This is a genomic window from Pseudomonas sp. PB101, assembly GCF_009764265.1.
In the GTDB taxonomy this organism is placed as follows: domain Bacteria; phylum Pseudomonadota; class Gammaproteobacteria; order Pseudomonadales; family Pseudomonadaceae; genus Aquipseudomonas.
Genome location: NZ_RWIR01000026.1, coordinates 34383 through 61171, shown reverse-complemented (window position 1 = coordinate 61171; position 26789 = coordinate 34383). Strand labels below are relative to the sequence as shown.

Sequence of the window (26789 nt, the reverse complement as noted above, 5' to 3'; positions counted from 1 at the left end):
TATCGTCGGCAAGCCGGCTCCTACAGATTTCATGGCGTGTCTGGCTGGTTCGCCGGATGCGCCTCGATGAACGCCGGGTGCGTCGCCGCCAATGCCGCCACTCGCCGGATGCGCGGATAAGCCTCAAGGGAAACATTGAAACGTTCTGCCGCGTACAGCTGCGGGATCAGGTAGACATCCGCCAACCCTGGCTCGGGACCGAAACAGTAACCGTCATCACCGATCAACTGCTCCACCGTGGCCAGGCCTTGGCCAACCCAGTGGCCGATCCACTCCACCACCTGCGGTTCGTCGTGGCCCGACTGGCGCAGCCGATTGAGCACACTGACGTTGTGCAGCGGGTGCACATCGCAGCCGATCACCGCCGCTACGCCGCGCTCGTGAGCACGGGCAGCCAGGTCTTTGGACAGCAGTGGCACCTGTGGATAACGTTCCTCCAGGTACTCGATGATCGCGGGAGACTGGATCAGCAACTCGCCTTCATCGGTGCGCAAGGCCGGCACGCGGCCCTGTGGATTGATGCCCAGGTAAGGCGGCTGCCGATGCTCGCCGCCCTGCGGCGCGATCAGGTTCACGGGCACGGATTGATAATCCAGGCCCTTGAGCGCCAGCGCGATTCGCACCCGGTACGAAGACGTCGAACGGTAGTAGGTATAGAGTTCCATGCCCCGCTCCTCTCAGCGTGCCGGCAGCACTTTGCCGCGGCATTCGCCGAAGCCGATGGACGCAAACCCGTCGCGGCGGCAACGTGCGCGCAGGATGATTTCGTCACCGTCTTCGAGGAACTTGCGCACCTCGCCCGAGGCCAGTTCGATCGGCTTTTTACCGCCCTCGGTGATTTCCAGCAGACTGCCGAACTGACCGTTCTCCGGCCCCGACAAGGTGCCCGAGCCGAATAAGTCACCGGCCTGCAACTGGCAACCATTGACGCTGTGGTGCGCGACCATTTGCGCCACGGTCCAGTACATGTGCCCGGTGTTGCTCAGGGTCAGGCGATGGGCTGGCAGGTTTTGTTCGCGCATGACCTCGGTGAGCAGCAGCACTTCCAGTTCGATGTCGAATGCGCCAGCGGCCTGATCGCGCTTGTCGAGCAGGTACGGCAGCGGCTGCGGATCACCTTCGGGGCGCGCGGGCTGGGCACGACGGAACGGCTCCAGCGCTTCGGCGGTGACGACCCACGGCGAGATGCTGGTGATGAAGCTTTTCGACAGGAACGGACCCAGCGGCTGGTATTCCCAGGCCTGGATGTCCCGTGCCGACCAGTCGTTGAGCAGGCAGAAACCGGCGATGTGATCGGCGGCGTCGCCAATGGCGATCGAGTCGCCCATGTCGTTGCCCTGGCCGATCCAGATGCCCAGTTCCAGTTCATAGTCCAGGCGCGCGCAAGGGCCGAAGGTCGGTTCGGTTTGACCGGCCGGCAAGGTCTGGCCTTTCGGACGGCGCACATCGGTACCGGACGGGCGAATGGTCGACGCGCGACCGTGATAGCCGATGGGTACGTACTTGTAGTTCGGCAGCAGCGGATTGTCCGGGCGGAACAGTTTGCCGACGTTCTGCGCGTGCTCGATGCCGACATAGAAGTCGGTGTAGTCGTTGATTTTCGCCGGCAGGTGCATCTCGCAATCCGCCGCCAGCGGCAGCAGTTTTGCGCCCTGGGCTTCGATCTTGCCGTGCAGGGTGCTGCCCTCGGCGAACAGTTCCAGCAAACGCACGCGCAACGCGACGCGAGCCTCGCGGCCCAGTTCAAAAAAGGCATTCAACTGGCCGCCACGGGTCGCTTCGACCGCTGTTTTCGCAGCGCCATCGAACAACCCGGCTTCAAGGGCCGCTTGCAGATCAAAGATATGCTCGCCGATGGCCACGCCACTGCGCGGCGCCGAGCCGTTGAGGCTGAACACGCCCAGCGGAAGGTTTTGCAGGGGGAAATCCGCGTGGTCGTTTGCGGATGCAACCCAGCTGCGAGTGATGGAAGTCTGCGTCATGGGTTATCTCCGGGTCGGGTCGAAAGTGGCGGGCAGCGTGGCCCAACAGGCATCGTAAGTGTTTTGCAGTTGCGGGCAATCAAGGGCGAAACGGCTCGGGCGCAACACCTGGCTGGTCTCGAACATGAACGCCATGGTGTTGTCGATTTTCGCCGGTTTGAGATCAGCGTTGACCGCTTTGGTGCACGTCTCGCCGTCAGGACCGTGGGCACTCATGCAGCTGTGCAACGAAGCACCGCCGGGTACGAAACCTTCGGCCTTGGCGTCGTATTCACCCTGGATCAAACCCATGAATTCGTTCATCAGGTTGCGATGGAACCACGGCGGACGGAAGGTTTTCTCGGCCACCATCCAGCGTGGCGGGAAGATCACGAAGTCGAGGTTGGCCAGGCCGTGAACGCTGGTCGGCGAGGTCAGCACCGTGAAGATCGACGGATCGGGGTGATCGAAACTGACGGTGCCTATGGTGTTGAAACGGCGCAGGTCATATTTGTACGGCACGTTGTTGCCGTGCCAGGCGACCACATTGAGCGGCGAATGATTGAGCTCGCAGGCCCACAACTCGCCGAGGAATTTCTGCACCAGAGTGGTGGGTTGTTGCAGGTTTTCGTAGGCCGCCACCGGGGCCAGGAAATCCCGTGGATTGGCCAGGCCATTGCTGCCGATCGGTCCCAGGTCCGGCAGGCGCAGCGGTGCGCCATGGTTTTCGGCGACATAACCGCGCGCTTGCGGATCGAGCAGTTCGATGCGGAATTTAAGGCCGCGTGGCAATACGGCAATTTCCAGCGGCCCCAGTTCAAGCACGCCGAGTTCAGTGGCAATGCGCAGGCGCCCCCGTTCAGGCACCAGCAACAGCTCGCCGTCGGCATTGAAGAACACGCGCTCCATGGAGCGGTTGGCGCGGTAGTTGTAGATGCTGATCCCGGTCGGTTTTTCTGCACCCGCGTTGGCGGCCATGCTCACCAGGCCGTCGATGAAATCGGTCGGCTCGGCGGGAATGTCCAGCGGGTTCCAGCGCAGGCGGTTGGGGGTCACTTCACCCAGCGGGCCGCCGGCCAGTTGCCGGTCCAGTTTAACGAACGCCGGGTGATTGGCCGACGGCTGAATGCGGTACATCCAGGTCCGCCGCGCCTCGCTGCGCGGCATGGTGAACGCCGTGCCGGAGAACAGTTCGGTATAGAGGCCGTACGGGGCTTTTTGCGGGGAGTTCTGGCCGACAGGCAATGCGCCGGGCAACGCTTCGCTGCTGAATTCGTTGCCGAAGCCTGACAGGTAGGCCAGCGTTGGCATCGTTGAATCGGGGTTCATGGAGCCTCCTGAACAGGGAGTCGGCAGTGGCCGCTCGCTCTGTTGCAGAGGTCGAGGCACGCCTGGGTTATTTTTATCGTAATTTGATTACGCATAACGTAATTTGATTGGTATTGACCGTCAAGCTATAAAGACGCCCATTCGTCCCGGGATCCCAGCCACCATGGAAAAAACCAGCGACAACAACGGTAAACAGAAAGTCCGCTCGGCCGAGGTGGGTACTGACATCCTCAAGGCTCTGGCCGAGTTGTCGCCCTCGACTTCGCTGTCGCGCCTGGCCGAACACGTGCAGATGCCGGCGAGCAAGGTTCACCGCTATTTGCAGGCCTTGATCGCCAGCGGATTCGCCGAACAGAACGCCGCCACCAACCATTACGGCCTGGGTCGCGAAGCTTTGCGCGTAGGGTTGGCAGCACTCAACAGTATGGACGTGCTGAAAGTCGCCGCCCTGCCCCTGGCCGAGTTGCGCGATGACTTGAACGAAACCTGCTTTCTGGCGGTGTGGGGCAATCAGGGCGCGACCGTGGTGCACATCGAACCGGCAGTGCGCGCGGTGACGGTGGTGACACAGCTGGGCTCGGTGTTGCCGCTGCTCAGTTCTTCGACGGGACTGGTATTTGGCGCTTACCAGCCCACGCGTGAAACCGTGGACTTGCGCGCCCGGGAACTGCAAGGCAGTACCGCCCACGCCCTGATGGATGACCAGGCGTACGCAACGATGTGCGAACAGATCCGCCAACGGGGCCTGCACCATGTGCATGGATTGTTGATGCCCGGAGTGGATGCCTTGTCGGCACCGGTATTCAACGCCATGGGCAAGATTGCGGCGGTACTGACCGTGGTCGGGCCGACTTCGCTGTTTCATGCTGATGAAAACGGTCCGGCGGCGCAGCGTTTGTTAGCCGCCACCCGTGCCGTGAGCTGGCGTATGGGCTTTGAACCCGACTCATCGACAACCTGAACACAGCGGCGCTGATCAGGCGGGCAGGATCAGGCCCAACCTCTTGCCCATCGCCACCGCTTGCGTGCGACGTTCAACCCCCAATTTGCTATGGATTCTACGGGCATGGGTTTTCACCGTATGCAACGAAATGAACAGCTGCTCGGCAATTTGTTGATTGGAACTACCCTGGGCAATCAGGCCGAGCACTTCCAGTTCCCGACTGCTCAGTAAACTGGCGTCCTGGGCTAACGCGGACACCGTTTCCTCGCCTTGTAAACGACAGATCAGGTTCGGCTGGCGCAAGTTCAGATCACGCAATGCCTGCTGCCCCTGACAACGCTTTACCAATGACAGACCGGCCTCCAGTGCAGCGCGGGCCATGTTCGTTTCGCCGGTCAGGTCCGCCACTTCGCAGATCGCCAACTGCAATTCCGTTTCCAGCGCCAGCATGGCGTGTTGTTGCGCATGCTCGAGTAACGCCTTGAGCTGATCCAATGGCCGGTGCGCCAGTTGCAGATGAGTCTCGGCCAACACCAACTGGTATTCGATACGCGCAATCAGCTGCAGTGTGGCCGGCGGCGCCTGGCGCGCGTGGGCCCCGCGGTAATGACGCAAAACCCGGGTCAACGCTTCCCGGGCCAACTCCGGGCGCCCTTGTTGCAACCAGAAATGACTGCTGATTTGCAGCAGCACACCGCGATAAACCGTGTCGGGGATCTGCCGTTGCTGCATCAACCGTTCAGCCTCGCGCAGGCGATCAAACGCATGGGCGTAGTCGCGTTGATTGGCCGCCCGTTGCGCCTGTCCGAGGAACCCGTACAACACGTGCTTGTCCTGACTGTGCAGGCAGTCAACAAGGCCCGCCTGGAAACATTCATCGGCCAGTTCATCCTGCCCCTGGCACAAGGCGAGCCGCCCACGCCGCAGGGCGATCCGTCCCAGCAGCGGCGTTGGTCGATCAGCCTGCCGACGGAGCATTTCCTCGATGTCGACCAACAGCTGAGCGGCTCGCCGGGGTGCGCCACGCTGTTCCAGCAACTGCGCATGATCGAGTTCGAGCAAGCCTTCAAACAACAACGACCCTTGGGCCCGCGCCAGACACAATGCGTCACGATTGAAGGCCTGGGCGGCATCGAGGTCGGCGTCAAGCAGCGCTTGCTGGGTCAACCCGGACAGACACAACAAGCGCGCGGGCCACGCATCGGCCGCCAGTTCGTCCAGCGCCTCGATAAAATGCGCCCGTGCCGCCGGCAGGCGTCCCTGCAAATGCAGCAACCACCCCTGTTGCGCCTGCCAACGCGCCAGCAGTTGCCGTTGCAAGGATGCCGTCGGTTGTGGGGCAAATCGCGACAGCTGCCCGATACAGGCAGCCGCCTGCTCGAAACGCCCGGCAAACAGCAACGCTGCGGTGATCAGCCCCACCCGTTGCGGCGTGCCCAGGGTCAATTGTTCACCCAGTTGCTCATGCAGCTTGAGTAACCATCTGACATTCTGACGCTTGAACAAATGCTCGAAGCTGAAGTGTTGCAACAGACTGACCGCCACTTCGAACTCCTGCGCCAACAGCGCCTGCTCGAACGCACCTTGCCAGTCCTCTTCGGCGCTGAACCATTGGCACGCGCGGCGATGCCAGGATCGCCCGGCCGAAGCCGGCTCTTCGCGCATCGCCCGCGCCAGTGGCTCGAAGATCCGCAACCACTCGACGGAGTCTTCCCAGGGTTCGATGAAGCATCCCCTTTCCTGCAGCGCGTGCAGCCATTGCGCGCCCTCACCGACACCGAAAAGATGCTCGCACAGACTGGCGTTGAAACGTGGCAGATGAACCAACACCTGCCAGACCTCCACCAACTCCGGCGGCAAGGTGTTCAACAACTCGTGCTGCAAATAATCGAGCAACGTCGTCGAACGCCCCTGCTCTTGCGACCAGGGACAACCGTTGAGTAGCGCGATCCGCACGCCGGCGCACCAGCCACCGCTGCGCTCGACAACCCTTTTGGCCGTTTGTGCAGCCAGGCTAGGCTCGACATGACCGAGCAACTGCCTGACCTCGGCCTCTGTAAAGGCCAGCGCGCGGCCTTCGCACTCGTACAACTCATCATCCAGCAGCAAGCGTGACCAGTTGCAGGCTGGGCGACGCCGGGAACCCAGCCACCAGGTCAGCGCCGGACTGGCGACGGCCAACAGGCGATCGAGCATCCGGTCGAGTTCCGGGTCGGGTGCACGGCAGAAGTCGTCGAGAAACAGCCAGGTCGGCGTCTGCAATCGCGCCAGATGCGCCAGCAGCCCGGGCTCATCCGTCGAAGGCAGCCCCAGCGCTTGCCCCACAAGCAACAGAAAATCGGCCGCGCTCGACGGCTCTCCCGCCAGCGGCAGCCAACAGACCCGACAATGCTCCGGGGCCCGCAGCAGGCATTCCGTGAGCAGCGCACTCTTGCCACTGCCGGCCGGCGCGCACAGCAACTTCACCCGAGCGGTCGAGACCAGCAACGCGCCTGTCAGCCGCTCGCGGGACAGATGGTGGGACGACAGTCGGGGCAGAAAACCAGAGCGGTCCGGACAGTGCGTCAGTGCGGTCATAGCGGTGCGCCTTTTTTATAATTCTGGCGCCACCCTAGACCCCTCCCGAGCGCTTGTTGAAGAAGTATTCAACACACTGATCGTCCCCTATAAAAAAGGTGACCGCGAAGTCACCCTTTTGTGTAGGAGCCCGTAGGAAACTTACCGAACCCCCGTACTCCGCAAGGCTGCCGGCGTGTAGTCCCCTGCTTTTGCGCTGACGTTGAATTCGAAGCTGCGTTTCTCTTCGTTCTTCATCCCCAGTGCGATGTAGCGACCGGCGATCAGGTCGTACAGCGCTTCGACGGTGTAGGCCGGCACCTGGTGATCGTAGTAGAACTGGGCATGCCCTTCGGCGACGCGCCAGAGCTGTCCGCGTCCGTCGTAGTGGTCGGCCAGCGCCACTTGCCAGCTGTCTTCATCGATGTACATGTGGCGCTTGGCGTACACATGGCGCTCGTTCGGCTTGACCGTGGCGACGACTTCCCAGACCCGGTGCAACTCATAGCGGGTCAAGTCCTGGTTGATGTGCCCGGCCTTGATCACATCGGTGTACTTGAGGTCGGGCGAATCAAGCTTGTAGCTGTTGTAGGGAATGTACATCTCCTTCTTGCCGATCAGTTTCCAGTCATAGCGATCCGGCGCGCCGGAAAACATGTCGAAGTTGTCAGTGGTGCGCAGGCCGTCGGATGAGGTGCCGACACCGTCATATGCAACCTGCGGCGCACGCCGTACCCGGCGCTGGCCAGCGTTGTAGATCCAGGCCTTGCGCGGCTCCTTGACCTGGTCGAGGGTCTCGTGAACCAGCAACACGTTGCCCGCCAGCCGCGCCGGCGCGGTCACTTCCTGCTTGAAGTAGTTGAGGACGTTGTCGTCGCTGCCCGGTTTCAGATCGCCGAGCAACGAGGGTACGGCAACCTCGTCCCTGAAGCGGATCACGGTGAAGTCGCCATTGGCCTGCGGTGTCGCCTGGGTGATGGTGCGCCGCAGATTGCCGCCGTGGTAACGAGTGATGTGGTTCCAGATCACTTCCACGCCATTCTTCGGAATCGGGAAGGCGTAGTAGCGATTGCCGGTGAAATTGACCAGACCGTTACCGTCGTTGATCGGTGTTACGTTCAGCGCACTGCGCTTGGCCGACTCATAGATTTCAGCCGGCAATGCCACGGTGCGGTGGCTCGGGTAGACCGGAATCCTGTAGGTCTCGGGGTAGCGCTTGAACATCGCGATCTGGCCGTCGGAGAGTTTGTCCTTGTACTTGTCGACCGTCGCCGCGGTGATCACGAACAGCGGCTTTTCGCTGGCGAACGGGTCAGCCAGGAAACCTTTGCTGTCCACCGCCCCGGCGTTTTTCGGGATGCCGCCGGTCCAGGCCGGAATCGAGCCATCGGCATTGCCGGCCTTCTCGGCACCGAGCGGTGTAAGGCTGGTGCCGAGCTTGCCGGCTTCTTCCGGCGACACCGCGGCCATCACGTTGGCGGCGAGCAACCCGAGGGTCAGCGCGCCCAATTGCAACATCATCTTGCGCATCGAAATCATCCTTATCAGCCAGATCAGAAGTTCACGCCAAAGCTCAATGCCACGAAGTCACGGTCGGTGAGGACGTTGTAGTCCCCGCCGAAAAAGTCGGTGTAGCTGAGGCTCGCGGTGTAGGTATTGCGATAGTCCGCATCGACACCGAGGCTGACGGCCTTGGCGCCTTCGTTGAACAGGCCGTTGGGGCCATAGCCGGAAACGTCGTGGGACCACGAGAGGTTGGGCCGGACATTGATCCCGGCGATGAGGTTGTTGTAATCGAGGATGGCCCGGGCGCGGTAACCCCATGACGTCGAGGTCACGAAGCCATCGGTATCGCCGCCAAAACCATACTGGCCATACACCGAGTCACGGCCATAGCGCAGTTTGGAGCGAGCTTCCAGGCCACCGACCCGGACCACCGCCGCCTCGCCCACCAGGGTCAGGCGATCCGCACCTGCGACCTGATCGATGAAGTGCGTCAGGGTGCTCTGGATCTGTGTCACTTCCTTGCGGCGGTAGCCTTTGTTGTCAGCCCCGGGTGAAGTGGCGATGGGCGATGCCGCGCCGCCTGCAATCGGATTGAGCATGGCCAGGGTCAGGTCATTGGTGTTGACCTGCACCGGGAGGTTGGGGCGGTAGCTGATCTCCCCGCTCCACGCGGTGCCGGTGGATAACGTGGTGGCGAAGCTCGCGCCGTAGAGACGGATGTCCTCCGGGTATTCGAGGTAATACTGGCCGCGACCGAGCATCACACTTTGGGCCAGGCCCGAACCGCTACCGGGGGCAATGCGGTTGGCGGCGGTGACGATCCCTGGAATACTTGCCAGCGTACCGGGCCCGGCGGTGGTGGTTCCGACATTCGGGCTGCGACTGTGGTAGTTCATGAAGTACAGGCCGTACTCGGTGTCGTCCCCCAGCCAGCGCAACGCTGTCCCCCACTGCCCGGAATCCCGGGCATCGCGGTCGCCACCACGGGGAACGATCACGCCTTCCTTGCTGACTTCAAAGCCCTGGCCAAAGGCCGCTGCAATCGGCTGCAAGGGTGCAATGGCCGGGCTGGCGACGGTGTAGCCCGTGTTGCAGCCGTCCGCCACCACATCGACCCCAAAGAAGGTGCCGCAGTTATCGACGACCGTCTGGTCCCATTCCAGTTGATAGAAGCCTTCGACCGTCAGCTTGTCCGTCAGGCCCTGAGAGGCAAACAGCATGTTGACCGGAATCAGGCCTTCCTTGATCTCGGCGCCCGGTCGACGGAACGCGGAAACGTCGACCGGGTTGATGCTGTTGATCGAGTTGCCGATGAAGGTGCTCTCGCCCCAGCTGACCACCTGTTTACCGGCGCGCACAGTGCCCGGGAGATCGGCGAGGGAGTAGTTGTGATAGATGAAGGCGTCGAGAATTTGCCCGCCGGAAGACTTGGCGCCTTCTTTGCGATTGTGATCGCTGATGTCCTTGAACGGGCGGCTTTCATCCTTCAGCTCGAAGTCGTACCAGTACTTGCCACGCACAAACATGCCGGTGTCGCCGTACTTCAATTCGAGGTCGTGAATACCCTTGAAGATTTTCGAGAAGGTTTCGCCTTTCTTGAAATTCAGGCGCCCGTCATCACCGGTCGAAGCCTGGCCGGAACCGCCGTTGACGGTACCCACCAGGGCGTCATCGGCATCACGCATGCCCCAGCTTGCGCCGACCGACAACGAGGAGTCGAACGTCCCCTCGATTTCCCCGATGTTGAACGAAACGGCCTGAGCCTGGGCACAGCAGCCCAATGCAACCGCAGCCGCCAGCGCCTGCGGTGTGAAGATGGCGCGCATTGTTGTTTTTGTCATGCGTCTTCCCCGGTGAGTGACAGAAGGCCACACCCTACTGCCGGGCATCGGGGTCGATAAGCGCACCAAGGAGGTATTCGCGGTGTACCTCTAAAGGATGACTGACTATGGACATGACCCAGGCGGCGAGCGCCCGAAGCCTGACTGTTGCCGGGGCTGCAACAGTGCATGTCCGGATTCGGTATTTTTCCTACGACAGTAAGGGCTTATTCTTACCTGGCTGCCACGGTAAACCACGCAAGGCACGATGTGCCGGCCTGCGCCGTGATTGAAAGATTTCAGATGAATCGAGGATTCGGTTCATCGCCCCGTGTTCACTGACGTTGTTTTGTAGCTCCTGATCCAACGTCTTACTTGGCCGCTGCGTTTGCAGCGGCCTTTTTTATGGGCGATGGTTTACCGAAAATTAGTTACGAATCAAATCGTAACTACATATTCAACATGTCCATCTTGTCAGGAACACCTATACACGTTTTCACCAGCACCAAAAATACTCGAGCGACTTAAGATCCAGTTTCCAGCAGCCTTTCACTTTTGCATTGGCCGCTGATTCCTATCTTATCCATTACGAGTATTGATATGAAACCCATTATCCATGATAAGTATCGCTCAACTGCAGGATTCAACAGCCGTGTACGTTTTCTGGTTATGCACTACACCGCTGCCGACTTTGCCCGCTCCGTCGAGTTATTGACCGGCCCGCGGGTCAGTTCTCACTATTTGATTCCAGACATTACCGACCCGAGTTATCTGAAAGCCGGTTACAAGGAGCAGGAAGTATTCAACCTGGTAGATGAAAACGCTCGCGCCTGGCATGCAGGCGTTAGCCAGTGGGGCAGTCGCTCGTCGCTGAATGACACTTCCCTTGGCATTGAAATCGTCAACCTTGCAACGGACAATAATGGTGAGTTCTTTTTTCCGCCTTATCATCCCGAGCAGATTGCGGCGATTGAAGAACTGGCTCGGAATATTCTGGCACGTTATCCAGACATCACCCCCACTAATGTTGTTGGTCATTCCGATATCTCGATCGGCAACAAAAGCGATCCCGGCCCGGCGTTTCCCTGGCATGCACTTTATTTGAAGGGCGTTGGCGCCTGGTTTGATGAGTCGACCCGCGACAAGTATCTGAAGCAATACGAAGTGTCCGGAATTCCGGCGCAGTGCGAATTATTGAGGCTGTTTAAACGTTATGGCTACGATACATCCAATGCCTCAAACAAGGCTGGATTCAAAGCCCTTGTCCGCGCGTTTCAATTGCACTTTCGCCAGGACAATTATGATGGGGCGATAGACGCGCAGACCGCCGCAAACCTGGCTGCGTTGGTGCATAAGTACTTCCCTGAATCACCTATGTGATCCGACATTGAAAAACCGGCAAGGGCACATTGCGTGCCCTTGTCAGTGCGGTTAAATCGCATACCTCTGCAAATTCCCCATCATTTCCTTCAGCGCCTCGATGTTGTCCTTCGGATGCGCCGCGCCTTCGAAGTCGCAAATCTGCTGCCAGTGCGCCGCCACGTCTTCCGGGGAAAAACCCGCCCGTGGATCGAACCCGACGCCGAGGCTGCGCTCCCAGCGGACCTTGCCCATCCAGCCGCCGCCGACTTCAAACAGGCCGGAGGTTTCCTGGCAGCTCTCGCTGGCCAGGTACACCACCAGCGGGCTGACCAGTTCGGGCTTGAGCTGTTCAAAGACTTGCGGCGGGATCAGGCCTTCGGTCATGCGCGTGCCGCCGGTGGGGGCGATGGCGTTGACCAGGATGTTGTTCTTGCGGCCTTCGATGGCCAGGGTGCGGGTCAGGCCATAGAGTCCCAGCTTGGCCATGCCGTAGTTGGACTGGCCGAAATTGCCATAGATGCCCGAGGTCGACGCGGTGAAAATCACCCGGCCGTAGTTTTGCTCGCGCATGTGCGGCCAGGCGGCGCGGGTGACTTTGTAGGCGCCTTCGACATGGACGCGGTAAACCAGGTCCCAGTCGGCGTCTTCCATTTTGTGGAAGGTTTTGTCGCGCAGGATACCGGCATTGTTGACCACCACGTCGACGCGACCGAACACGTCCAGGGCGTGCTGGACCAGCTTGTCACCGTCCGTGACCGAGTCGTGGTTGGCCTCGGCGATGCCGCCGGCCTCGCGGATTTCCGCTACCACGCGGGCGGCGGCCGAAGCGTTGGCACCTTCGCCCTGGGTCGAGCCGCCGAGATCGTTGACCAGCACCCTGGCGCCCTGTTTGGCGAACAGCAGCGCATGCGCCCGTCCCAGGCCGCCTCCGGCACCGGTGATGATCACGACTTTATCTTCGAAGCGAACAGACTCGTTCATGGGGGGGACTCCAGCAGGCCAAGGGACAATGAGCCCGAGTTTCAGGCACGGCGCAGCGGGTCACAATGAACACGGGGGAGGCTGAATGGTGCGCGATAAGGCTGGGGGATGATTGACCGCGAAATTGACACAAACCTGGGGTGAGGGGGCTTGCCCCCTCACCACAAAAAAAGCCCCGCAGGTTCACGCGGTGCGTCAGGAATACGCCACCTTGCGCGGTGGCAAGAGCAGTTGATCGCGAAACGCCAGGTAGTGCTTGAGCACCTCGCCGGGGGCCTCGATCTGCGGGTAATGACCAATGTCGGGCAACACCACCGCGTCCGCGTCCGGGATCAGTTCGCGGTATCGCTCGACCATGTGCAGGCCGGAGATTGGATCGACCCCGCCATCGATCACCCGCAGCGGCACTTCACCGCGTTGCATCGCGCGCACCCAACGATTGCGCCAGACACGTCGCTCGGGGATGTAGGCGATCAATCTATGCATGATACGTGGCCCGCGTTGGCTTTCGACCAGGCTCCAGAAATCATCCATCTGGCTTTCGCTGGGGCGGGTTTGCGGACCGAATATCTGCCGAAAGCTTCTCACCAGACCATCGCGGCTGAAGGCCCGGCCAATCATCCAGCCCAGAGGGCTGAGCAAGAGTTTTTGCATCAGTACCGGACGATGGGTTTCCGGAAACAAGCCGCCGTTGAGAAACACGCAACTGGCCAACTCCACCCGCGACTCGTAATGCCGGGCCAGCAGTTCCTGGGCCACGCTGTCGCCGTAATCGTGAGCGAACAGGTGCACCGGTTGCCGGACGTTCAGGTGTTCAAGCAGAGCCTCTTGCAGATCCGCTTGCTCCAGCAGGCTGTATTCGTGATTCGCCGGTTTGGCCGAATCGCCGAAGCCCAGCATGTCGCAAGCAATCACGCGAAAGCGCTGGGACAATGGCTGCCACAGGTAATGCCAGTCCCAACTGGCGGACGGAAACCCGTGAATGAGCAACAACGGCTCACCCTGCCCCGCTGTCCAGTAACGGATGCTGTGGCCACGGAATACGAAGGTCTGGCTGCGTTTGCGCCAGACACACAGAGGGATCTCGGCGAGTTCCATTAGAGTTTATAACCCGGGTCCAGTTTATCGAGTTTGCGCAGCAGCGCCGGCCACGCCAGCGCTCCGCCCATTCCTTGAGCACTTCTGGTGACACCCGCGATCATGGCTTTGGCGCCGGCCAGGATCTGCGGTTCGATGGCGATCAGTTCGGCTGCACCGTTTTGCGCCATGACCTGAATGTCGCAGGCACGCTGAAAGGTGAACATCATCAGGAACGTATCGGCGATGGTGCTGCCGCAAGTCAGCAGGCCGTGGTTATGCAGCATCAGGAAATTGTTTTCACCGAGGTCGGCCTGCAGCCGCACTTTCTCTTCATGGTTGAGCGCCACACCTTCATAGGCGTGGTAGGCCAGGCTGGAAAGCACGAACAACGACTGTTGGCTGATCGGCAGGACGCCCTGTTTCTGAGCCGACACCGCTACCCCCGAAGCCGTGTGGGTGTGCAGCACGCAGACGACATCGTGACGGACCTCATGCACGGCGCTGTGGATGGTGTAGCCCGCCGGATTGATCTCGTAAGGACTGTCCATCAGCTTGTTGCCGGCCTGATCCACCTTGACCAGGCTCGACGCGGTAATTTCGTGAAACATCAACCCGAACGGGTTGATCAGGAAGTCTTCGGTGCCGGGCACCTTGGCGGAGATGTGGGTAAAAATCAGATCATCCCAACCGTGTTGAGCAACCAGGCGATAACAGGCGGCCAGGTCGACACGGGTCTGCCACTCGGCAGCACTGACCTGGTCTTTGACGCTGTGTGGCGATTGGACGGGAGCGACAGTCACGGCAAGGAGCCTCGGTGTTTTTTATTATGGAGTGTTTCCTATGACTACCGAGTCTAGTCAGCCGTTGAGGTTCGTGTAGTTGCATTGGCAGCCAGCTTGATGGCCCAGCGAGTCAGCCGCCCTGCTGCCCGGGATCCATGTCAAATGACCGGCGCCAGCGCAGCTCTGGCAGGCAGGTTTTGCTGCACTGCCAGCGCATTGACCGGCATTGGTATCGGGTTATCTGTCACGCGCGCAGAGCGCTGACCAGATCTGCCAGCCAAGGCTCGGCATCCGTCTCCGGGGTCACGCTTTCGCTGGCGTCCAGGCGCAGCATTGGCAGTACTTCGCGAATGCCCAGCTCACCGAACAATTCGCGCATCTGCTCGCCGCCGCCACAAAAGGTGTCGCCATAACTCGCATCGCCCAACCCGATCACTGCACCTGGCAAACCGCGCCAGGCCGCTGGCAATTGGTCACGAATGGTCGAGTACAGTGGTTGCAGGTTGTCCGGCAGCTCGCCCATGCCGGTGGTGGAGGTCACTGCCAGAAAGGCTTCGGGGCCAAACGCCTGGATATCGGCGAGGGTCGCACGCGGGTTGTGCGAGGTTTCGAAACCGGCGGCTTGCAACAGGCTGGCGGCGTGGCGGGCAACTTCTTCGGCCGTGCCGTACACCGAGCCGGAAATGATGGCGACTTTCATCAATCTGATCCTGAATCCGAGTAAAAAAACCGGATATTAACAGCACGGTCGTGATTGTTCTTTTAGAATGCAATCGAATATCAATCAGGAAAGGATACTCCGGTGATTAATGCACAATTGCTGCAAATGGTGATCAATGCCTCCAACGACGGTATCGTGATTGCCGAGAAGGAAGGCGATCAGGACAAGATCCTCATCTACGTCAACCCCGCGTTCGAACGCCTGACGGGCTATTCCAGCGAAGAAATTCTCTATCAGGATTGTCGTTTCCTGCAGTCAGGCGACCGCGACCAGGAAGCCCTGCCGTTGATTCGCGACGCCCTGAACCGTGAAGGCTCCTGCCGGGAAATACTGCGCAACTACCGCAAGGACGGCACTCCGTTCTGGAACGAGCTGTCCCTTTCCACGGTGAAAAATCCGGCGGACGGGCAAACCTATTTTGTCGGCGTGCAGAAAGACGTCACCGTGCAGGTCAAGGCGCAACAGCGTGTGGCTCAACTGGAGGGGCAACTGGCTGAACTCCAGGCCGAGCTTGCCGCGCTCAAGGCGACGAACGGCTAAAACAAAATTCAGAATTAATTGTCAGTAACTACAATCACCAATGACTTTGTAATTATTTCTTTCGAGTTGGCCATGCAGCGCGACGCACTCCTGACCCAGGATGAGCTGGATTTCATCCAGACCATGCAACACAACCCGCAACTCAATGTGCGGGATGCGACGTCGAGCCTGATGGTCAATGGTGGGTCGCAAATCCGTGACCTGCTCACCCGCCTGGCGGCCCATGAGCAGGTCACCATTCAAGCCAGCTTCGAAAACCAGCAAATGACCTTCCCCCTGCACCTGGTGGAAGACGAGTTCCATGCGCTGCATTTGCGCCTCGGCGTGCCGAGCATCTATGAGGACGGGCCGATGGTCCGGCCGTGGCGTCTGGTACTGGACGAACCGGTAGCGTTGGAAAACGCCCAGGGTCAGCCCGGCACCTTGTGGGTACACGAAGTGTCGTGCAAAGGGGTTTTGCTGGAAGTTCGCAACAAGACCAAGCCGCCGAAGCATTTTGCCTTGTGGTTCAGCCCCTCAGGTTATGAGCGGATTGCCCTGCGTGGCACTTTCGAGAAAGAAAACGAGCAAGGCTTCTACGCCTATCAACTGAGCCAGAGCGATACGGACGAAACCGAGCGTCTGCGCCAGTTCATCCTGCAGCAGCATCGTTTGACTCATCCAACGCTGCATCTCTGAACCTCAAGTATCCAGATTCCCCGCCAGGAACTGTTTCAGACGCTGGCCCATCACCTCGCCCTCATTGCCCAGGCAACCGATCGATGAACCGGTCAGGCTCTCCTGTGCCAGGTCAGAAGCATCGCCGGCCAACAGCAATTGGCACTCCAGCCCCATGGCCAGGCGATTCAGGCGCCGAGGCAAATCGGCAGCCGGCACATGATTGGAAAACAGCACCAGCGCCTGGGGCTTGATTCTTTCACACGTCAGCGCCAGCTCCTCGAATGGCTGGCCCATGTGCAGCACTCGAACGGTCATTGACCCGCAACTCAGGAACAGGGCGGCGACCAGCAGTTCCAGCTCCCGGCAGTGACCGACCAGGGCACAGATGACCACGCAACGCGGCTGTTTTTCGCGCATCAACAACAGGCGCTGCGCCACCCGGGCACGCAGAAAACCATCCAGGAACAGCCACTCGCTGGTTCCGCCGAACTGGTCCTGGCGTTGCAACAACTGCTTCCACACGGGAATCAGAATGTCCTGAAACACCACCGTCAGGGCGTAGCTGGAAAAGATTTGCCCGTAGACCTGTTCCAGCCGAAGGTCGTCAAACCCGTTGACCGCAGCAAGTACCTGATGCTGCCACTGCGCGTAATCGGCTGTTACGAGATTGTTGGGGATGAAATGCGACAACGCCTTGAACGGCTCGGCCCTGGCCAGGATCTTGCCGATCTTGCTGACGGCTACACCGCGCTCGATCCAGCCGAGGATGCTGCGCACCCGCTCGATATCGGTCAGCGAATACAGGCGATGCCCGCTTTCAGTGCGCGTTGGAACAATCAGGCCATGGCGTCGCTCCCAGGCACGCAGCGTGACCGGGTTGACACCTGTCAGGCGCGCCACCTCGCGAATGGGAAAGAGTTCTTCCTGTTCGAGTGATGCAGCCTGCGCGGAATCTGAAGCAGCGTCAGTAAGTACGGGCATCCTGATGTAACATCCTTGTATCGTCCGAGACACATTCTACTCGCCCAGCCCGTAAAAATTCCGTAAAAAAACATGCCGCGAATGAGCTAAAACCGTCGCAGACGCGATTGACTGAATCAGGAATAATCCTTGCTTGTTACAAGACACGGCCCACCACCCCGGCGCCTGTGCCTGGCGAAGCTCTTATCCGGAGCGACGCAAATGCCTTATGGAGATACACAATGTCTACCCCACCCGTCACGCTGATGGTTGCGCGCCGCGTTGCCAATGGACGTTATCAGGACCTGATCGCCTGGCTGCGCGAAGGCGAACAACTGGCCACCGACTTTCCCGGCTACCTCGGCTCCGGCGTGCTTGCTCCGCCGCCCGACGATGACGAATTCCAGATTATCTTCCGCTTCGCCGATGAGCAGACCCTGCACGCCTGGGAGCATTCCGCCTCGCGCAGTGCCTGGCTCGGACGTGGCAGCGAGCTGTTCGCCCACCCGACGGAGCACCGGGTCAGCGGCATAGAAGGCTGGTTCGGCGTCGCCGGCCAACGCCCGCCGCGCTGGAAACAGGCCGTGGCGATCTGGCTGGCGTTCTTTCCGGTCTCTCTGCTGTTCAACTTTGTACTGGGTCCGCTGCTGAGCGAGATGACGCTATTGCCTCGCGTACTCATCAGCACCCTGTGCCTGACGCCGTTGATGGTGTATTGGTTTATCCCGCTGTCGACCCGTCTGCTGGCCAACTGGCTGAACAGCACGCCTGTGCGCCGCTTGCCCGTCGAACCCTCGACCCAAAACCACTGATCACCTTCTGTGGATGTTGCCTGCAATAGATAGAGCGCTCCCGTCGCTGGTATAGTTTTGCTCTTACCGCGACGCGAGCCGTTCATGACTTCTTCCGCAGCCCCTGTCCTCATTACCGGCGCCGGCCAGCGCGTCGGCCTGCACTGCGCCCGGCGACTGCTGGAAGATGGCCATCGGGTGATTTTCAGCTACCGCAGCGAGCGACCCGGCGTACAAGCCCTGCGCGACCTGGGGGCCACCGCGGTGTTCGCGGACTTCTCCAGTGAAACCGGGATTCTCGCCTTCATCAGCGAACTGAAAACCCACACCGACTGTTTGCGCGCGATTGTCCACAACGCCTCCGAATGGCTGGCCGAAACACCGGACACCGATGCCGCAGCGTTCACCCGAATGTTCAACGTGCACATGCTGGCGCCTTACCTGATCAACCTGCATTGCGCCGACCTGCTGCAACGCTCGAGCCCCGCCGACATCGTGCACATCAGCGATGACGTGACGCGCAAGGGCAGCAGCAAGCACATCGGCTATTGCGCCAGCAAGGCCGGGCTCGACAGCCTGACCCTGTCCTTCGCCGCCAGGTACGCGCCGGCCATCAAGGTCAACGGGATCGCGCCGGCCCTGCTACTGTTCAACCCTGAAGACGACGCGGCCTACCGCGCCAGGGCGCTGGCCAAGTCCGCGCTGGGCATCGAACCCGGCTGCGAAGTGATCTACCAGAGCCTGCGTTATCTGCTCGACAACCCTTACGTCACCGGCACCACCCTGACCGTCAACGGCGGAAGGCACATCAAATAAGTGTCCCGCGAGGATTTTCCATGACGTTATCGCTGCCCCAGAACGCCCTATCCCAGAGCTACCGTGAGATCCTCATCGGTCTCGGTGAAAACCCCGACCGCGAGGGTTTGCTCGATACGCCCAAGCGCGCAGCCAAAGCCATGCAGTACCTTTGCCATGGGTACGAGCAAAGTATCGAGCAGATCGTCAACGGCGCGCTGTTCGCCTCCGACAACGATGAAATGGTGATCGTCGACAACATCGAGTTGTACTCGCTGTGCGAACACCACATGCTGCCCTTCATCGGCAAGGCGCATGTGGCTTATATTCCAACCGGCAAGGTGCTGGGCCTGTCGAAGATTGCGCGGCTGGTGGACATGTTCGCCCGCCGCCTGCAAATCCAGGAAAACCTCACCCGGCAAATCGCCGACGCCGTGCAACAGGTGACCGGCGCGGCAGGCGTCGCAGTGGTCATCGAAGCGCAGCACATGTGCATGATGATGCGCGGCGTCGAAAAACAGAATTCGACCATGAACACCTCGGTGATGCTCGGCGCCTTCCGCGAGTCGAGCAATACCCGCCAGGAGTTCCTGCAATTGATTGGACGGAGCAAGTAGCAATGCCACAACTTCAGCCAGGCATGGCACGCATCCGGGTCAAGGACCTGTGCCTGCGTACCTTCATCGGCATCAACGAGGATGAAATCCTCAACAAACAGGATGTGCTGATCAACCTGACCATTCTGTACGCCGCCCAGGAAGCGGTCCGGGACAACGACATCGATCACGCGTTGAACTACCGGACCATCACCAAGGCGATCATCGCCCATGTGGAAGGCAACCGCTTTGCGCTGCTCGAACGCCTGACCCAGGAAATTCTCGACCTGGTGATGGCCAACGCATCGGTGCTCTACGCCGAGGTCGAGGTCGACAAGCCCCATGCGCTGCGATTCGCCGAGTCGGTATCGATTACGCTTGCAGCGAGCCGCTAGCTTCAAGCCACAGGCGCCAGGCTGTAAACTTGTAGCCACCGCCATCCATCTTGCAGCTTGCAGCTTGCAGCTGTCTCGCAGAGACCTCCCATGAACGATCAACAACGCCTGGAACTCGAAGCCGCCGCCTTTCGCCGGCTGGTGGCCCACCTGGACAGCCGCAAGGATGTGCAGAACATCGACCTGATGAACCTCTCGGGCTTCTGCCGCAACTGCCTGTCCAAGTGGTACAAGGCGGCTGCCGACGAGCGCCAGATCGAGGTCAGCCTCGACGACGCCCGCGAAGTGGTTTACGGCATGCCGTACGCCGAATGGAAAGCCCAATATCAGCAAGAAGCCAACGCCGAACAACAGGCGGCGTTCGCCAAAGGAAAACCCAATGAGTGATCTGAACACCCTGCGCGCCAGCCTCAAGACCGGCGAACACGCCTTCGCCGACACCCTGGCGTTCATTGCCGCCGGTTACGACTACCAGCCTCAGGCCTTCAACAACGGTGGAGTGGAAAACGCGGCCGGGCAGAACGAAGGCTCGTGCAAGACCCTGGGCCTGACACTGCTCGAAGGCTTGAGTGATGAAGAAGCACTGCTGGCTTTTGGCGAGCATTACCGTTCGGTTGTTGCCACACCTGAAGGCAGCGATCACGGCAATATCCGTGCATTGATGGCCCATGGCCTGGCTGGCGTGAAATTCACCCAACAGCCTCTGACCCGCCGCTGATCTGAATTGTAGGAGCGAGCCTGCTCGCGATGAACCTGAGAGCGCTGCGGGGCATCAGGCACCCAGTGTTATCGTTCACGACCATCGCGAGCAGGCTCGCTCCTACAGATGATCAACAGCACAACCCGACTTTTAAGATTGACCCCGCCACTTTATTTCGTTTGCCGGGTACCGCTGCTCACGGCTTAGATAAAAGAAGTCCTCCTTCTTTCGAGCCGGTCATCCATGCGCAGCGAAACCATCAGCCAGTCGATCAACATCGTTCACCCTGTCACGCTCAGCCACGGCAAGAACGCCGAGGTCTGGGACACCGATGGCAAACGCTACATCGACTTTGTCGGCGGCATCGGCGTGTTGAACCTCGGCCATTGCCATCCGCGCATCGTCGAAGCCATTCGCGAGCAGGCCACCCGGCTGACCCACTATGCGTTCAACGCAGCCCCCCATACCCCCTACATCGATTTGATGGACCGCCTCAGCGCGTTCATCCCGGTCGATTATCCGGTCAGCGGCATGCTCACCAACAGCGGCGCGGAAGCCGCCGAGAACGCCCTGAAGATCGTCCGTGGCGCCACCGGCCGTACCGCCGTCATTGCCTTCGATGGCGCTTTCCACGGCCGCACCCTGGCCACCCTGAACCTCAACGGCAAGGTCGCGCCCTACAAACAAAAAGTCGGCGTGCTGCCGGGGCCGGTGTATCACCTTCCCTACCCCAGCCCGGACAACGGCGTGACCTGCGCCGAAGCCCTGAAGGCCATGCAGCGTTTGTTCAGCGTCGAGATCGATGTCGAGGACGTGGCCTGCTTCATCGTCGAACCCGTGCAGGGCGAAGCGGGTTTCCTGGCCATGGATGTGGAGTTCGCCCAGGCACTGCGCAAGTTCTGCGACGACAAGGGCATTGTGCTGATCGCCGATGAAATCCAGTCCGGTTTCGGCCGTACCGGCCAGCGCTTCGCGTTCTCGCGATTGGGCATCGAGCCCGACCTGGTCCTGCTCGGCAAAAGCATTGCCGGCGGCGTGCCGCTGGGTGCGGTGGTCGGGCGCAAAGCGCTGCTGGATAACCTGCCCAAGGGCGGACTCGGTGGCACCTACTCCGGCAATCCCATCGCCTGCGCAGCGGCACTGGCAACCCTGGACGAAATGACCGATGCCAACCTACAAGCGTGGGGCACGCAGCAGGAAGAGGCGATTGTTGGCCGCCATGCAACCTGGCGTGCGAGCAAACTGACACCTTACCTGGGTCGCCTGACTGGTGTCGGTGCCATGCGCGGTATCGAGTTGATCAATGTCGATGGCTCACCCGGATCGACACAATTGACCCAACTGCTGACCCTGGCGCGGGATGCGGGTCTGCTGCTGATGCCCAGTGGTAAATCGCGGAACATCATTCGCCTGCTGGCGCCGTTGACCATCGAAGCGGCGGTGCTGGAGGAAGGGTTGGATATCCTTGAGGCGTGCCTCGCCAAACTGACCTGAAACCTGATCCTGTAGGAGCCGGCTTGCTGGCGATTGCGGTGTGTCAGGCAACGCCGATGTTGATTGATACGCCGCCATCGCCGGCAAGCCGGCTCCTACAGGTCTGTTTTGTGTTGCCCATGAAAAAACCGGCCGAAGCCGGTTTTTCATTTCAACGAAAGCAGAATCAAGCGTTCTGCAGATCGTCGAGGTAGCGCTCGGCATCCAGTGCCGCCATGCAACCGGCGCCGGCCGAGGTGATGGCCTGACGGTACACGTGGTCAGCCACGTCACCGGCGGCGAAGATGCCTTCGAGGCTAGTGGCAGTAGCGTTGCCGTCACGGCCGCCTTGCACCACCAGGTAACCGTCTTTCAGGGTCAGCTGGCCTTCGAACAGCGAAGTGTTCGGGGTGTGGCCGATGGCGATGAACACGCCGTCGACTTTCACTTCGTCGAAGCTGCCGTCGTTGTTCTTCAGGCGGGCACCGGTCACGCCCATGTTGTCGCCCAGGACTTCGTCCAGGGTTGCGTTCAGCTTCAGCTCGATCTTGCCTTCGGCAACACGGGCGTTGAGCTTGTCGATCAGGATCTTCTCGGCGCGGAAGGTTTCGCGACGGTGGATCAGCGTGACTTTGCTGGCGATGTTGGCCAGGTACAGGGCTTCTTCGACAGCGGTGTTGCCGCCGCCGACCACAGCCACTGGCTTGTTGCGATAGAAGAAACCGTCGCAAGTCGCGCAGGCCGAAACGCCTTTGCCCATGAAGGTTTCTTCGGACGGCAGGCCCAGGTAACGAGCGCTGGCGCCGGTGGCAATGATCAGGGCGTCGCAGGTGTAGGTCGCGCTGTCGCCGGTCAGGGTGTACGGCTTGGCAGCGAAGTCCACGGCATTGATGTGATCGAAAACGATCTCGGTTTCGAAGCGCTCGGCGTGCTCGCGCATCCGCTCCATCAGCGCCGGGCCGGTCAGGCCGTGGACGTCGCCCGGCCAGTTGTCGACTTCGGTGGTGGTGGTCAGTTGACCGCCGGCCTGCATGCCGGTGATCAGCAGCGGCTTGAGGTTGGCACGGGCGGCATAGACCGCGGCGCTGTAACCGGCAGGGCCGGAACCGAGAATAATCACTCGCGAATGACGGACTTCAGACATGACCTGCTCCTGTTGACCGGCCCGGAACACCTGGCGCGGAACGCCGGATTGCCGGCTGGAATAAAAAAGAACGGTTGCAAGCGCTTGGGGAAGGCTTGAACCCGACCGTCCTGTAAAAGATTGGGTGCAGCGTATCGAGGGGGCGAAGATTAAGGAAATACGGATTAACAATCCAGCTCATAGGTGGTCTCTATGCCATCTGAGCGACGATATCGACGTCTTTGTTACAGTGAATGTCGATACCACTGCCGCGCTTTCGCACGTGAAGCAAAGCCGGTAAGGTCGGCGCGATTTCCCTCTGTCCGGAGCCTCTTATGCCCGCCCCTGTCCTGTCCGGCCCGCAATACCTGCGCGAAGGCCTCAAGCTGGTGCTGAGCCCCAGCCTGCGTTTGTTCGTCCTGTTGCCGCTGGCCATCAACCTGGTGCTGTTCGTCGGATTGATCTACCTGGCCGGCCATCAATTCAGCCTGTGGGTCGACACCTTGATGCCGTCCCTGCCCGACTGGCTGAGTTTTCTCAACTACCTCCTCTGGCCGCTGTTCGTGGTGCTCGTCGTGCTGATGGTGTTCTTCACCTTCACCATGCTCGCCAACGTCATTGCCGCGCCGTTCAATGGCTTTCTCGCGGAGAAAGTGGAAGTGGTGGTGCGCGGCACCGATGACTTCCCGGCCTTCAGCTGGGGTGAACTGATTGCCATGATCCCGCGCACCCTGGCCCGGGAAATGCGCAAGCTCGGCTACTTCCTGCCCCGTGCGATCGGGCTGTTCATCCTCTCGTTCATCCCGGTGGTGAACATCATCGCCGCGCCGCTGTGGCTGCTGTTCGGGGTGTGGATGATGGCGATCCAGTACATCGACTACCCGGCGGACAACCACAAGCTGGGCTGGAACGAAATGCTCGCCTGGCTGCGGCAGAAGCGCTGGCAGAGCATGAGTTTTGGCGGCAGCGTGTACCTGGTGCTGCTGATCCCTGTGGTCAACATCCTGATGATGCCAGCGGCCGTGGCCGGCGCGACGCTGTTCTGGGTGCGTGAACGCGACACCCAAGTGCTGACAACGCCTGCAAAGTAAAAAACGCCCGATAAAAAAACTGCGGCAAGAGTATTTCTCTTGCCGCAGGCCTTACAACTGACTCACAGCGGTTAGTTGAATCAGTTCCTGGTGGGGTATTTCACTGTACGACGAACTCAATTTGACCGCCCGATTCAGAAAGCTTGCCATTCAGGATTTGTCTTACCTTGACATGTTTGACACCTTTATCCCAAACACGGCTGTACCTCCAAGTCGCTCCATCAGAGTCTATGATAGCTTTACCTAAAACACTAAAGTCATGATTCAGCACTTCAACCGCTTCTGCTCCGTAGCTACAGGTGCCCTCGATGACAATCTGACCTGCTGGTAAGCGACTTGCGTCTTTTGGGTAAGTAATACCTGGAGTAGGTAGACTGACAAAAAAGAACCGCGGCTCGGTTGGGGAGGAAGATAGACCCGCGAGACGCTGCCGTGCCTTCACAACTTTCGCACCGTCGTCCCAGTTGCGACTGAAATACCAAGTCTTCCCGTTCACTGTGGCAGAACCCAGCCTGGTGTCGTCATAATTAAGCATGTCAACGGTTGCCCCCGGCAAACACTCCCCTTCAATAAACACTCGCCCCAAAGAGTGACGAGTTCCATCTAAAGGATAGGTGATCGTCGGAACGGGAATACCGAGCTCGGCAACATTACTTGAATCCTGATTAACTTTCGATTGCTCTTTCATCATTAAAACTCCTTTTATCCGGCACAATTGCCTGTAATGCAGAGCTATCTTTACGTTAATTGATAGAAAAGACACCTATAACAAGTGACAGGTCCGGCAAGCGATCGCCTTCCCCAGCACACCATTCAAACACTTACTTCCACCAACAAATAACAATGAACGACACAACCTTACAAACCTGTTACCCCATACCTGTTAATTCTTACCGTATACGTTTCTGCGCATAAAACATCCAATACGTACAGCGACTCCCCAAACTTGAACCCAATCAATTGTCAGGGATGAGTCAAAACTTCAACGTATGGAGAACCACTTCAATGGCAACACCCATCCATCCCCCCGCTGCGGCTTCCTTGATGACAGGCGAACATCTCAGTGCCAGGGACCGGAATGCATCCTTCCCCTGGACCAGCATGAGCCCGGCCGTACTGCATGCGAAACCGGAAGCGGGAGCTGATTTTGTCATCAGTGAAAGTTCGCGCATTCTCATCGACAGCGAGAGCCTGCGGCCCTTGGCAACAAGACTGGCAGCCGGGCTCGCGGGTGCCGCCGGGCTTGGCAAGCCCACGGCCATCACACTACTGCCAGGCGCTCCGCCACTGAGCGGTGACGTATCGTTGCAATTGTCCGCACCGAATACGGCGGACGTCCCGATTCCCGTCAAAGGCAAAAGGGAAAGTTACCGGATTGATATCTCACACAATGTTCTGGTCAGCGCACAAACCCCGGAGGCCATGGCCCGCGCCCTGACCACCCTGCATAAAGCTGTGCGAGTCTCAACCACACTCGAATCGGGGGTTGTAATTGATGCCCCCATGCATGCCGAGCGCTCGGTCATGATCGATATGGGCCGCTGGTATTTCAGCCCCGACTGGGTCATCAACCTGATTCAGGAAATGGCCTGGAATCAACTCAATACGCTGCACTTACATCTGACAGATAACGAAGGCGTAAGGGTGACCTTTCCCTCTTGCGTGGACATCTCCAGTTCCGATGCCTGGAGCGCAGAAGAGCTCAAGCGCGTTCTCGACACTGCCGCGTCCTACCATATCGAGGTAATTCCCGAGCTCGACATGCCTGGACATATGGACTGGATACTACGCGACCGGCCTGAATTTCAGCTTCGCCTCAGTAATGGCACCGTTGTGTCCAAAGCTCTCGATTTCAGCATTAGTGCTGCACGTTCCTTTATCACAACTCTCGTCTCTGACCTTTTCACAATGTTTCCACGCAGCCGGCGTATCCACTTGGGAGCCGATGAATTTTTTCTCAGCCCGATCACCCACAACAACACGCCCCAACTGGCCAAATACGCACGTGACATGTCCGGCAATCCAAATGCATCTTCCGAGGACGCTGTCAGGTACTTCATCAACGACATGGCTGGCCTGATACAAGACAGAGGCAAAATCGCGCGAGTCTGGAACGACGGGGCCGTTCGACCCAACCCGGTCATCGCTGTGGATAAAAAGGTAGAAATCGAATGCTGGAGTCTCTGGGGCAGACTGCGCGGAGAGATGACCGCACAAGACTTGATAAATGCCGGATACAACGTGATCAACGCCCATGGTGACTTTTACTTCATCATTAACAAGACCTGGGACAATCTCCTCCATGATAAACATTCGCCTCGCGGTATTTATGACACGTGGCAAGCCAACCATTTCATGGACGAGGCTGGAGGCGCGATATCGGATATTCCCGCGGACAGTCCGTTTTTAGTGGGAGCCGGAATCCAGTTCTGGATCGAAGTGCCGTCCTTCAGTTCCCCGGAAGAGGCCTGGAACCAGCTGGTCCCTTGGCTGTTGCCTTTGGGGCAACGCACTTGGGACTCTCCGAACGGCGCTACCGAGTACAAATCGCTGTCACTGATCGCACGCGCCGTCGCCCATCCGCCGCCAGAACCGTGGTAACAGAACAGGTTTCGTGAGCGTCT

At 59.6% G+C, this 26789-nt stretch carries 26 protein-coding genes; 13 read left to right on the top strand and 13 right to left on the bottom strand.

Going from position 1 to position 26789, the window contains the following annotated elements; translation table 11 throughout:
• Positions 1 to 29: 29 nt before the first annotated feature.
• The 3 genes from maiA to hmgA are packed head-to-tail and all read right to left on the bottom strand — an operon-like array spanning position 30 to position 3290.
• On the bottom strand, positions 30 to 665 hold the full coding sequence (maiA, locus tag EI969_RS08605; protein WP_160387083.1) for a maleylacetoacetate isomerase: 636 nt from the start codon (positions 663 to 665) through the stop codon (positions 30 to 32).
• A gap of 12 nt (positions 666 to 677) precedes the next feature.
• Positions 678 to 1982, bottom strand: coding sequence for a fumarylacetoacetase (gene fahA, locus EI969_RS08600; protein WP_160387082.1), 1305 nt, complete (start codon positions 1980 to 1982; stop codon positions 678 to 680).
• A gap of 3 nt (positions 1983 to 1985) precedes the next feature.
• The gene (gene hmgA / locus EI969_RS08595) at positions 1986 to 3290 is read right to left on the bottom strand and encodes a homogentisate 1,2-dioxygenase (RefSeq protein WP_160387081.1); all 1305 of its coding nucleotides are present in this window, start codon (positions 3288 to 3290) and stop codon (positions 1986 to 1988) included.
• 163 nt (positions 3291 to 3453) lie between these two features.
• Between hmgA and EI969_RS08590 the strand changes: the two genes are divergently transcribed.
• Positions 3454 to 4251: an IclR family transcriptional regulator gene (locus EI969_RS08590; protein WP_160387080.1), complete on the top strand. Its 798-nt coding sequence runs from the start codon at positions 3454 to 3456 to the stop codon at positions 4249 to 4251.
• 15 nt (positions 4252 to 4266) lie between these two features.
• Here the strand turns inward: EI969_RS08590 and EI969_RS08585 are convergent, their stop codons facing one another.
• The 3 genes from EI969_RS08585 to EI969_RS08575 form a co-directional block, all read right to left on the bottom strand.
• Positions 4267 to 6810 carry a LuxR C-terminal-related transcriptional regulator gene (locus EI969_RS08585; RefSeq protein WP_160387079.1) on the bottom strand — a complete coding sequence of 848 codons (2544 nt, stop codon included), beginning with the start codon at positions 6808 to 6810 and terminating at the stop codon, positions 4267 to 4269.
• A 141-nt stretch (positions 6811 to 6951) separates the two neighbouring features.
• The gene (locus EI969_RS08580; protein ID WP_160387078.1) at positions 6952 to 8319 is read right to left on the bottom strand and encodes a DUF1329 domain-containing protein; all 1368 of its coding nucleotides are present in this window, start codon (positions 8317 to 8319) and stop codon (positions 6952 to 6954) included.
• Between the two features lie 23 nt (positions 8320 to 8342).
• The gene (locus tag EI969_RS08575) at positions 8343 to 10136 is read right to left on the bottom strand and encodes a DUF1302 domain-containing protein (protein ID WP_160387077.1); all 1794 of its coding nucleotides are present in this window, start codon (positions 10134 to 10136) and stop codon (positions 8343 to 8345) included.
• 579 nt (positions 10137 to 10715) lie between these two features.
• Here EI969_RS08575 and EI969_RS08570 point away from each other — a divergent pair.
• Positions 10716 to 11495 carry an N-acetylmuramoyl-L-alanine amidase gene (locus EI969_RS08570; RefSeq protein ID WP_160387076.1) on the top strand — a complete coding sequence of 260 codons (780 nt, stop codon included), beginning with the start codon at positions 10716 to 10718 and terminating at the stop codon, positions 11493 to 11495.
• A 51-nt stretch (positions 11496 to 11546) separates the two neighbouring features.
• On the opposite strand, the gene EI969_RS08565 is transcribed toward EI969_RS08570, so the two are convergent.
• From EI969_RS08565 to EI969_RS08550, 4 genes are all read right to left on the bottom strand, one after another.
• The gene (locus EI969_RS08565) at positions 11547 to 12458 is read right to left on the bottom strand and encodes an SDR family oxidoreductase (RefSeq protein ID WP_160387075.1); all 912 of its coding nucleotides are present in this window, start codon (positions 12456 to 12458) and stop codon (positions 11547 to 11549) included.
• 195 nt (positions 12459 to 12653) lie between these two features.
• Complete coding sequence (locus tag EI969_RS08560) at positions 12654 to 13556, bottom strand: alpha/beta fold hydrolase (protein ID WP_160387074.1); 903 nt, start codon at positions 13554 to 13556, stop codon at positions 12654 to 12656.
• Positions 13556 to 14338: a class II aldolase/adducin family protein gene (locus tag EI969_RS08555; protein WP_150718054.1), complete on the bottom strand. Its 783-nt coding sequence runs from the start codon at positions 14336 to 14338 to the stop codon at positions 13556 to 13558. The genes EI969_RS08560 and EI969_RS08555 overlap by 1 nt, the downstream gene beginning before the upstream one ends.
• 226 nt (positions 14339 to 14564) lie before the next feature.
• Positions 14565 to 15020: a flavodoxin gene (locus tag EI969_RS08550; protein WP_160387073.1), complete on the bottom strand. Its 456-nt coding sequence runs from the start codon at positions 15018 to 15020 to the stop codon at positions 14565 to 14567.
• Between the two features lie 102 nt (positions 15021 to 15122).
• Here EI969_RS08550 and EI969_RS08545 point away from each other — a divergent pair, with 102 nt between their 5' ends.
• Both EI969_RS08545 and EI969_RS08540 read left to right on the top strand, forming a co-directional pair.
• Positions 15123 to 15581, top strand: coding sequence for a PAS domain S-box protein (locus EI969_RS08545; protein WP_160387072.1), 459 nt, complete (start codon positions 15123 to 15125; stop codon positions 15579 to 15581).
• A gap of 72 nt (positions 15582 to 15653) precedes the next feature.
• Positions 15654 to 16259: a hypothetical protein gene (locus EI969_RS08540; protein ID WP_150718051.1), complete on the top strand. Its 606-nt coding sequence runs from the start codon at positions 15654 to 15656 to the stop codon at positions 16257 to 16259.
• A gap of 3 nt (positions 16260 to 16262) precedes the next feature.
• On the opposite strand, the gene EI969_RS08535 is transcribed toward EI969_RS08540, so the two are convergent.
• Positions 16263 to 17222 carry a MerR family transcriptional regulator gene (locus tag EI969_RS08535; protein WP_160387071.1) on the bottom strand — a complete coding sequence of 320 codons (960 nt, stop codon included), beginning with the start codon at positions 17220 to 17222 and terminating at the stop codon, positions 16263 to 16265.
• 221 nt (positions 17223 to 17443) lie between these two features.
• On the opposite strand from EI969_RS08535, the gene EI969_RS08530 reads away from it, so the two are divergent.
• From EI969_RS08530 to EI969_RS08500, 7 genes are all read left to right on the top strand, one after another.
• On the top strand, positions 17444 to 18013 hold the full coding sequence (locus tag EI969_RS08530) for an antibiotic biosynthesis monooxygenase (protein ID WP_160387070.1): 570 nt from the start codon (positions 17444 to 17446) through the stop codon (positions 18011 to 18013).
• Positions 18014 to 18097: 84 nt separating this feature from the next.
• Positions 18098 to 18808: a dihydromonapterin reductase gene (folM, locus tag EI969_RS08525; protein WP_160387069.1), complete on the top strand. Its 711-nt coding sequence runs from the start codon at positions 18098 to 18100 to the stop codon at positions 18806 to 18808.
• Positions 18809 to 18828: 20 nt separating this feature from the next.
• A complete protein-coding gene (gene folE / locus EI969_RS08520) occupies positions 18829 to 19404 on the top strand; it encodes a GTP cyclohydrolase I FolE (RefSeq protein WP_160387068.1) in 576 nt (191 codons plus the stop codon).
• A 2-nt stretch (positions 19405 to 19406) separates the two neighbouring features.
• Entirely contained in the window at positions 19407 to 19778 is a 372-nt protein-coding gene (gene folX, locus EI969_RS08515) for a dihydroneopterin triphosphate 2'-epimerase (RefSeq protein ID WP_007970304.1), read from the top strand.
• Between the two features lie 90 nt (positions 19779 to 19868).
• Positions 19869 to 20165, top strand: coding sequence for a DUF1244 domain-containing protein (locus tag EI969_RS08510; protein WP_095129425.1), 297 nt, complete (start codon positions 19869 to 19871; stop codon positions 20163 to 20165).
• Positions 20158 to 20496 (top strand): HopJ type III effector protein, encoded by a 339-nt coding sequence (locus EI969_RS08505; RefSeq protein WP_160387067.1) that lies wholly within the window; start codon positions 20158 to 20160, stop codon positions 20494 to 20496. Before EI969_RS08510 ends, EI969_RS08505 begins: the two co-directional genes overlap by 8 nt.
• Positions 20497 to 20721: 225 nt before the next feature.
• The gene (locus EI969_RS08500) at positions 20722 to 21972 is read left to right on the top strand and encodes an aspartate aminotransferase family protein (protein ID WP_160387066.1); all 1251 of its coding nucleotides are present in this window, start codon (positions 20722 to 20724) and stop codon (positions 21970 to 21972) included.
• Positions 21973 to 22138: 166 nt separating this feature from the next.
• Here EI969_RS08500 and trxB read toward each other — a convergent pair whose 3' ends face one another.
• Entirely contained in the window at positions 22139 to 23095 is a 957-nt protein-coding gene (gene trxB, locus EI969_RS08495) for a thioredoxin-disulfide reductase (RefSeq protein ID WP_160387065.1), read from the bottom strand.
• 314 nt (positions 23096 to 23409) lie between these two features.
• Between trxB and cysZ the strand changes: the two genes are divergently transcribed.
• A complete protein-coding gene (cysZ, locus tag EI969_RS08490; RefSeq protein WP_160387064.1) occupies positions 23410 to 24165 on the top strand; it encodes a sulfate transporter CysZ in 756 nt (251 codons plus the stop codon).
• Between the two features lie 100 nt (positions 24166 to 24265).
• Here cysZ and EI969_RS08485 read toward each other — a convergent pair whose 3' ends face one another.
• Positions 24266 to 24856: a hypothetical protein gene (locus EI969_RS08485; RefSeq protein WP_160387063.1), complete on the bottom strand. Its 591-nt coding sequence runs from the start codon at positions 24854 to 24856 to the stop codon at positions 24266 to 24268.
• 314 nt (positions 24857 to 25170) lie between these two features.
• Here EI969_RS08485 and EI969_RS08480 point away from each other — a divergent pair, with 314 nt between their 5' ends.
• Positions 25171 to 26766, top strand: coding sequence for a family 20 glycosylhydrolase (locus tag EI969_RS08480; protein WP_160387062.1), 1596 nt, complete (start codon positions 25171 to 25173; stop codon positions 26764 to 26766).
• Positions 26767 to 26789 lie beyond the last annotated feature (23 nt).

Bases quoted from the DNA above. Each gene is read 5' to 3' on its own strand.
- EI969_RS08570 (WP_160387076.1), top strand. From the start codon at position 10,716: ATGAAACCCATTATCCATGATAAGTATCGCTCAACTGCAGGATTCAAC.
- EI969_RS08540 (WP_150718051.1), top strand. From the start codon at position 15,654: ATGCAGCGCGACGCACTCCTGACCCAGGATGAGCTGGATTTCATCCAG.
- trxB (WP_160387065.1), bottom strand. From the start codon at position 23,095: ATGTCTGAAGTCCGTCATTCGCGAGTGATTATTCTCGGTTCCGGCCCT.
- folE (WP_160387068.1), top strand. From the start codon at position 18,829: ATGACGTTATCGCTGCCCCAGAACGCCCTATCCCAGAGCTACCGTGAG.
- EI969_RS08580 (WP_160387078.1), bottom strand. From the start codon at position 8,319: ATGCGCAAGATGATGTTGCAATTGGGCGCGCTGACCCTCGGGTTGCTC.
- EI969_RS08480 (WP_160387062.1), top strand. From the start codon at position 25,171: ATGGCAACACCCATCCATCCCCCCGCTGCGGCTTCCTTGATGACAGGC.
- EI969_RS08560 (WP_160387074.1), bottom strand. From the start codon at position 13,556: ATGGAACTCGCCGAGATCCCTCTGTGTGTCTGGCGCAAACGCAGCCAG.
- hmgA (WP_160387081.1), bottom strand. From the start codon at position 3,290: ATGAACCCCGATTCAACGATGCCAACGCTGGCCTACCTGTCAGGCTTC.
- EI969_RS08550 (WP_160387073.1), bottom strand. From the start codon at position 15,020: ATGAAAGTCGCCATCATTTCCGGCTCGGTGTACGGCACGGCCGAAGAA.
- EI969_RS08535 (WP_160387071.1), bottom strand. From the start codon at position 17,222: ATGCCCGTACTTACTGACGCTGCTTCAGATTCCGCGCAGGCTGCATCA.
- EI969_RS08485 (WP_160387063.1), bottom strand. From the start codon at position 24,856: ATGATGAAAGAGCAATCGAAAGTTAATCAGGATTCAAGTAATGTTGCC.
- EI969_RS08575 (WP_160387077.1), bottom strand. From the start codon at position 10,136: ATGACAAAAACAACAATGCGCGCCATCTTCACACCGCAGGCGCTGGCG.
- folM (WP_160387069.1), top strand. From the start codon at position 18,098: ATGACTTCTTCCGCAGCCCCTGTCCTCATTACCGGCGCCGGCCAGCGC.
- maiA (WP_160387083.1), bottom strand. From the start codon at position 665: ATGGAACTCTATACCTACTACCGTTCGACGTCTTCGTACCGGGTGCGA.
- EI969_RS08505 (WP_160387067.1), top strand. From the start codon at position 20,158: ATGAGTGATCTGAACACCCTGCGCGCCAGCCTCAAGACCGGCGAACAC.
- EI969_RS08510 (WP_095129425.1), top strand. From the start codon at position 19,869: ATGAACGATCAACAACGCCTGGAACTCGAAGCCGCCGCCTTTCGCCGG.
- EI969_RS08500 (WP_160387066.1), top strand. From the start codon at position 20,722: ATGCGCAGCGAAACCATCAGCCAGTCGATCAACATCGTTCACCCTGTC.
- EI969_RS08565 (WP_160387075.1), bottom strand. From the start codon at position 12,458: ATGAACGAGTCTGTTCGCTTCGAAGATAAAGTCGTGATCATCACCGGT.
- cysZ (WP_160387064.1), top strand. From the start codon at position 23,410: ATGCCCGCCCCTGTCCTGTCCGGCCCGCAATACCTGCGCGAAGGCCTC.
- fahA (WP_160387082.1), bottom strand. From the start codon at position 1,982: ATGACGCAGACTTCCATCACTCGCAGCTGGGTTGCATCCGCAAACGAC.
- EI969_RS08585 (WP_160387079.1), bottom strand. From the start codon at position 6,810: ATGACCGCACTGACGCACTGTCCGGACCGCTCTGGTTTTCTGCCCCGA.
- EI969_RS08530 (WP_160387070.1), top strand. From the start codon at position 17,444: ATGTCTACCCCACCCGTCACGCTGATGGTTGCGCGCCGCGTTGCCAAT.
- EI969_RS08590 (WP_160387080.1), top strand. From the start codon at position 3,454: ATGGAAAAAACCAGCGACAACAACGGTAAACAGAAAGTCCGCTCGGCC.
- folX (WP_007970304.1), top strand. From the start codon at position 19,407: ATGCCACAACTTCAGCCAGGCATGGCACGCATCCGGGTCAAGGACCTG.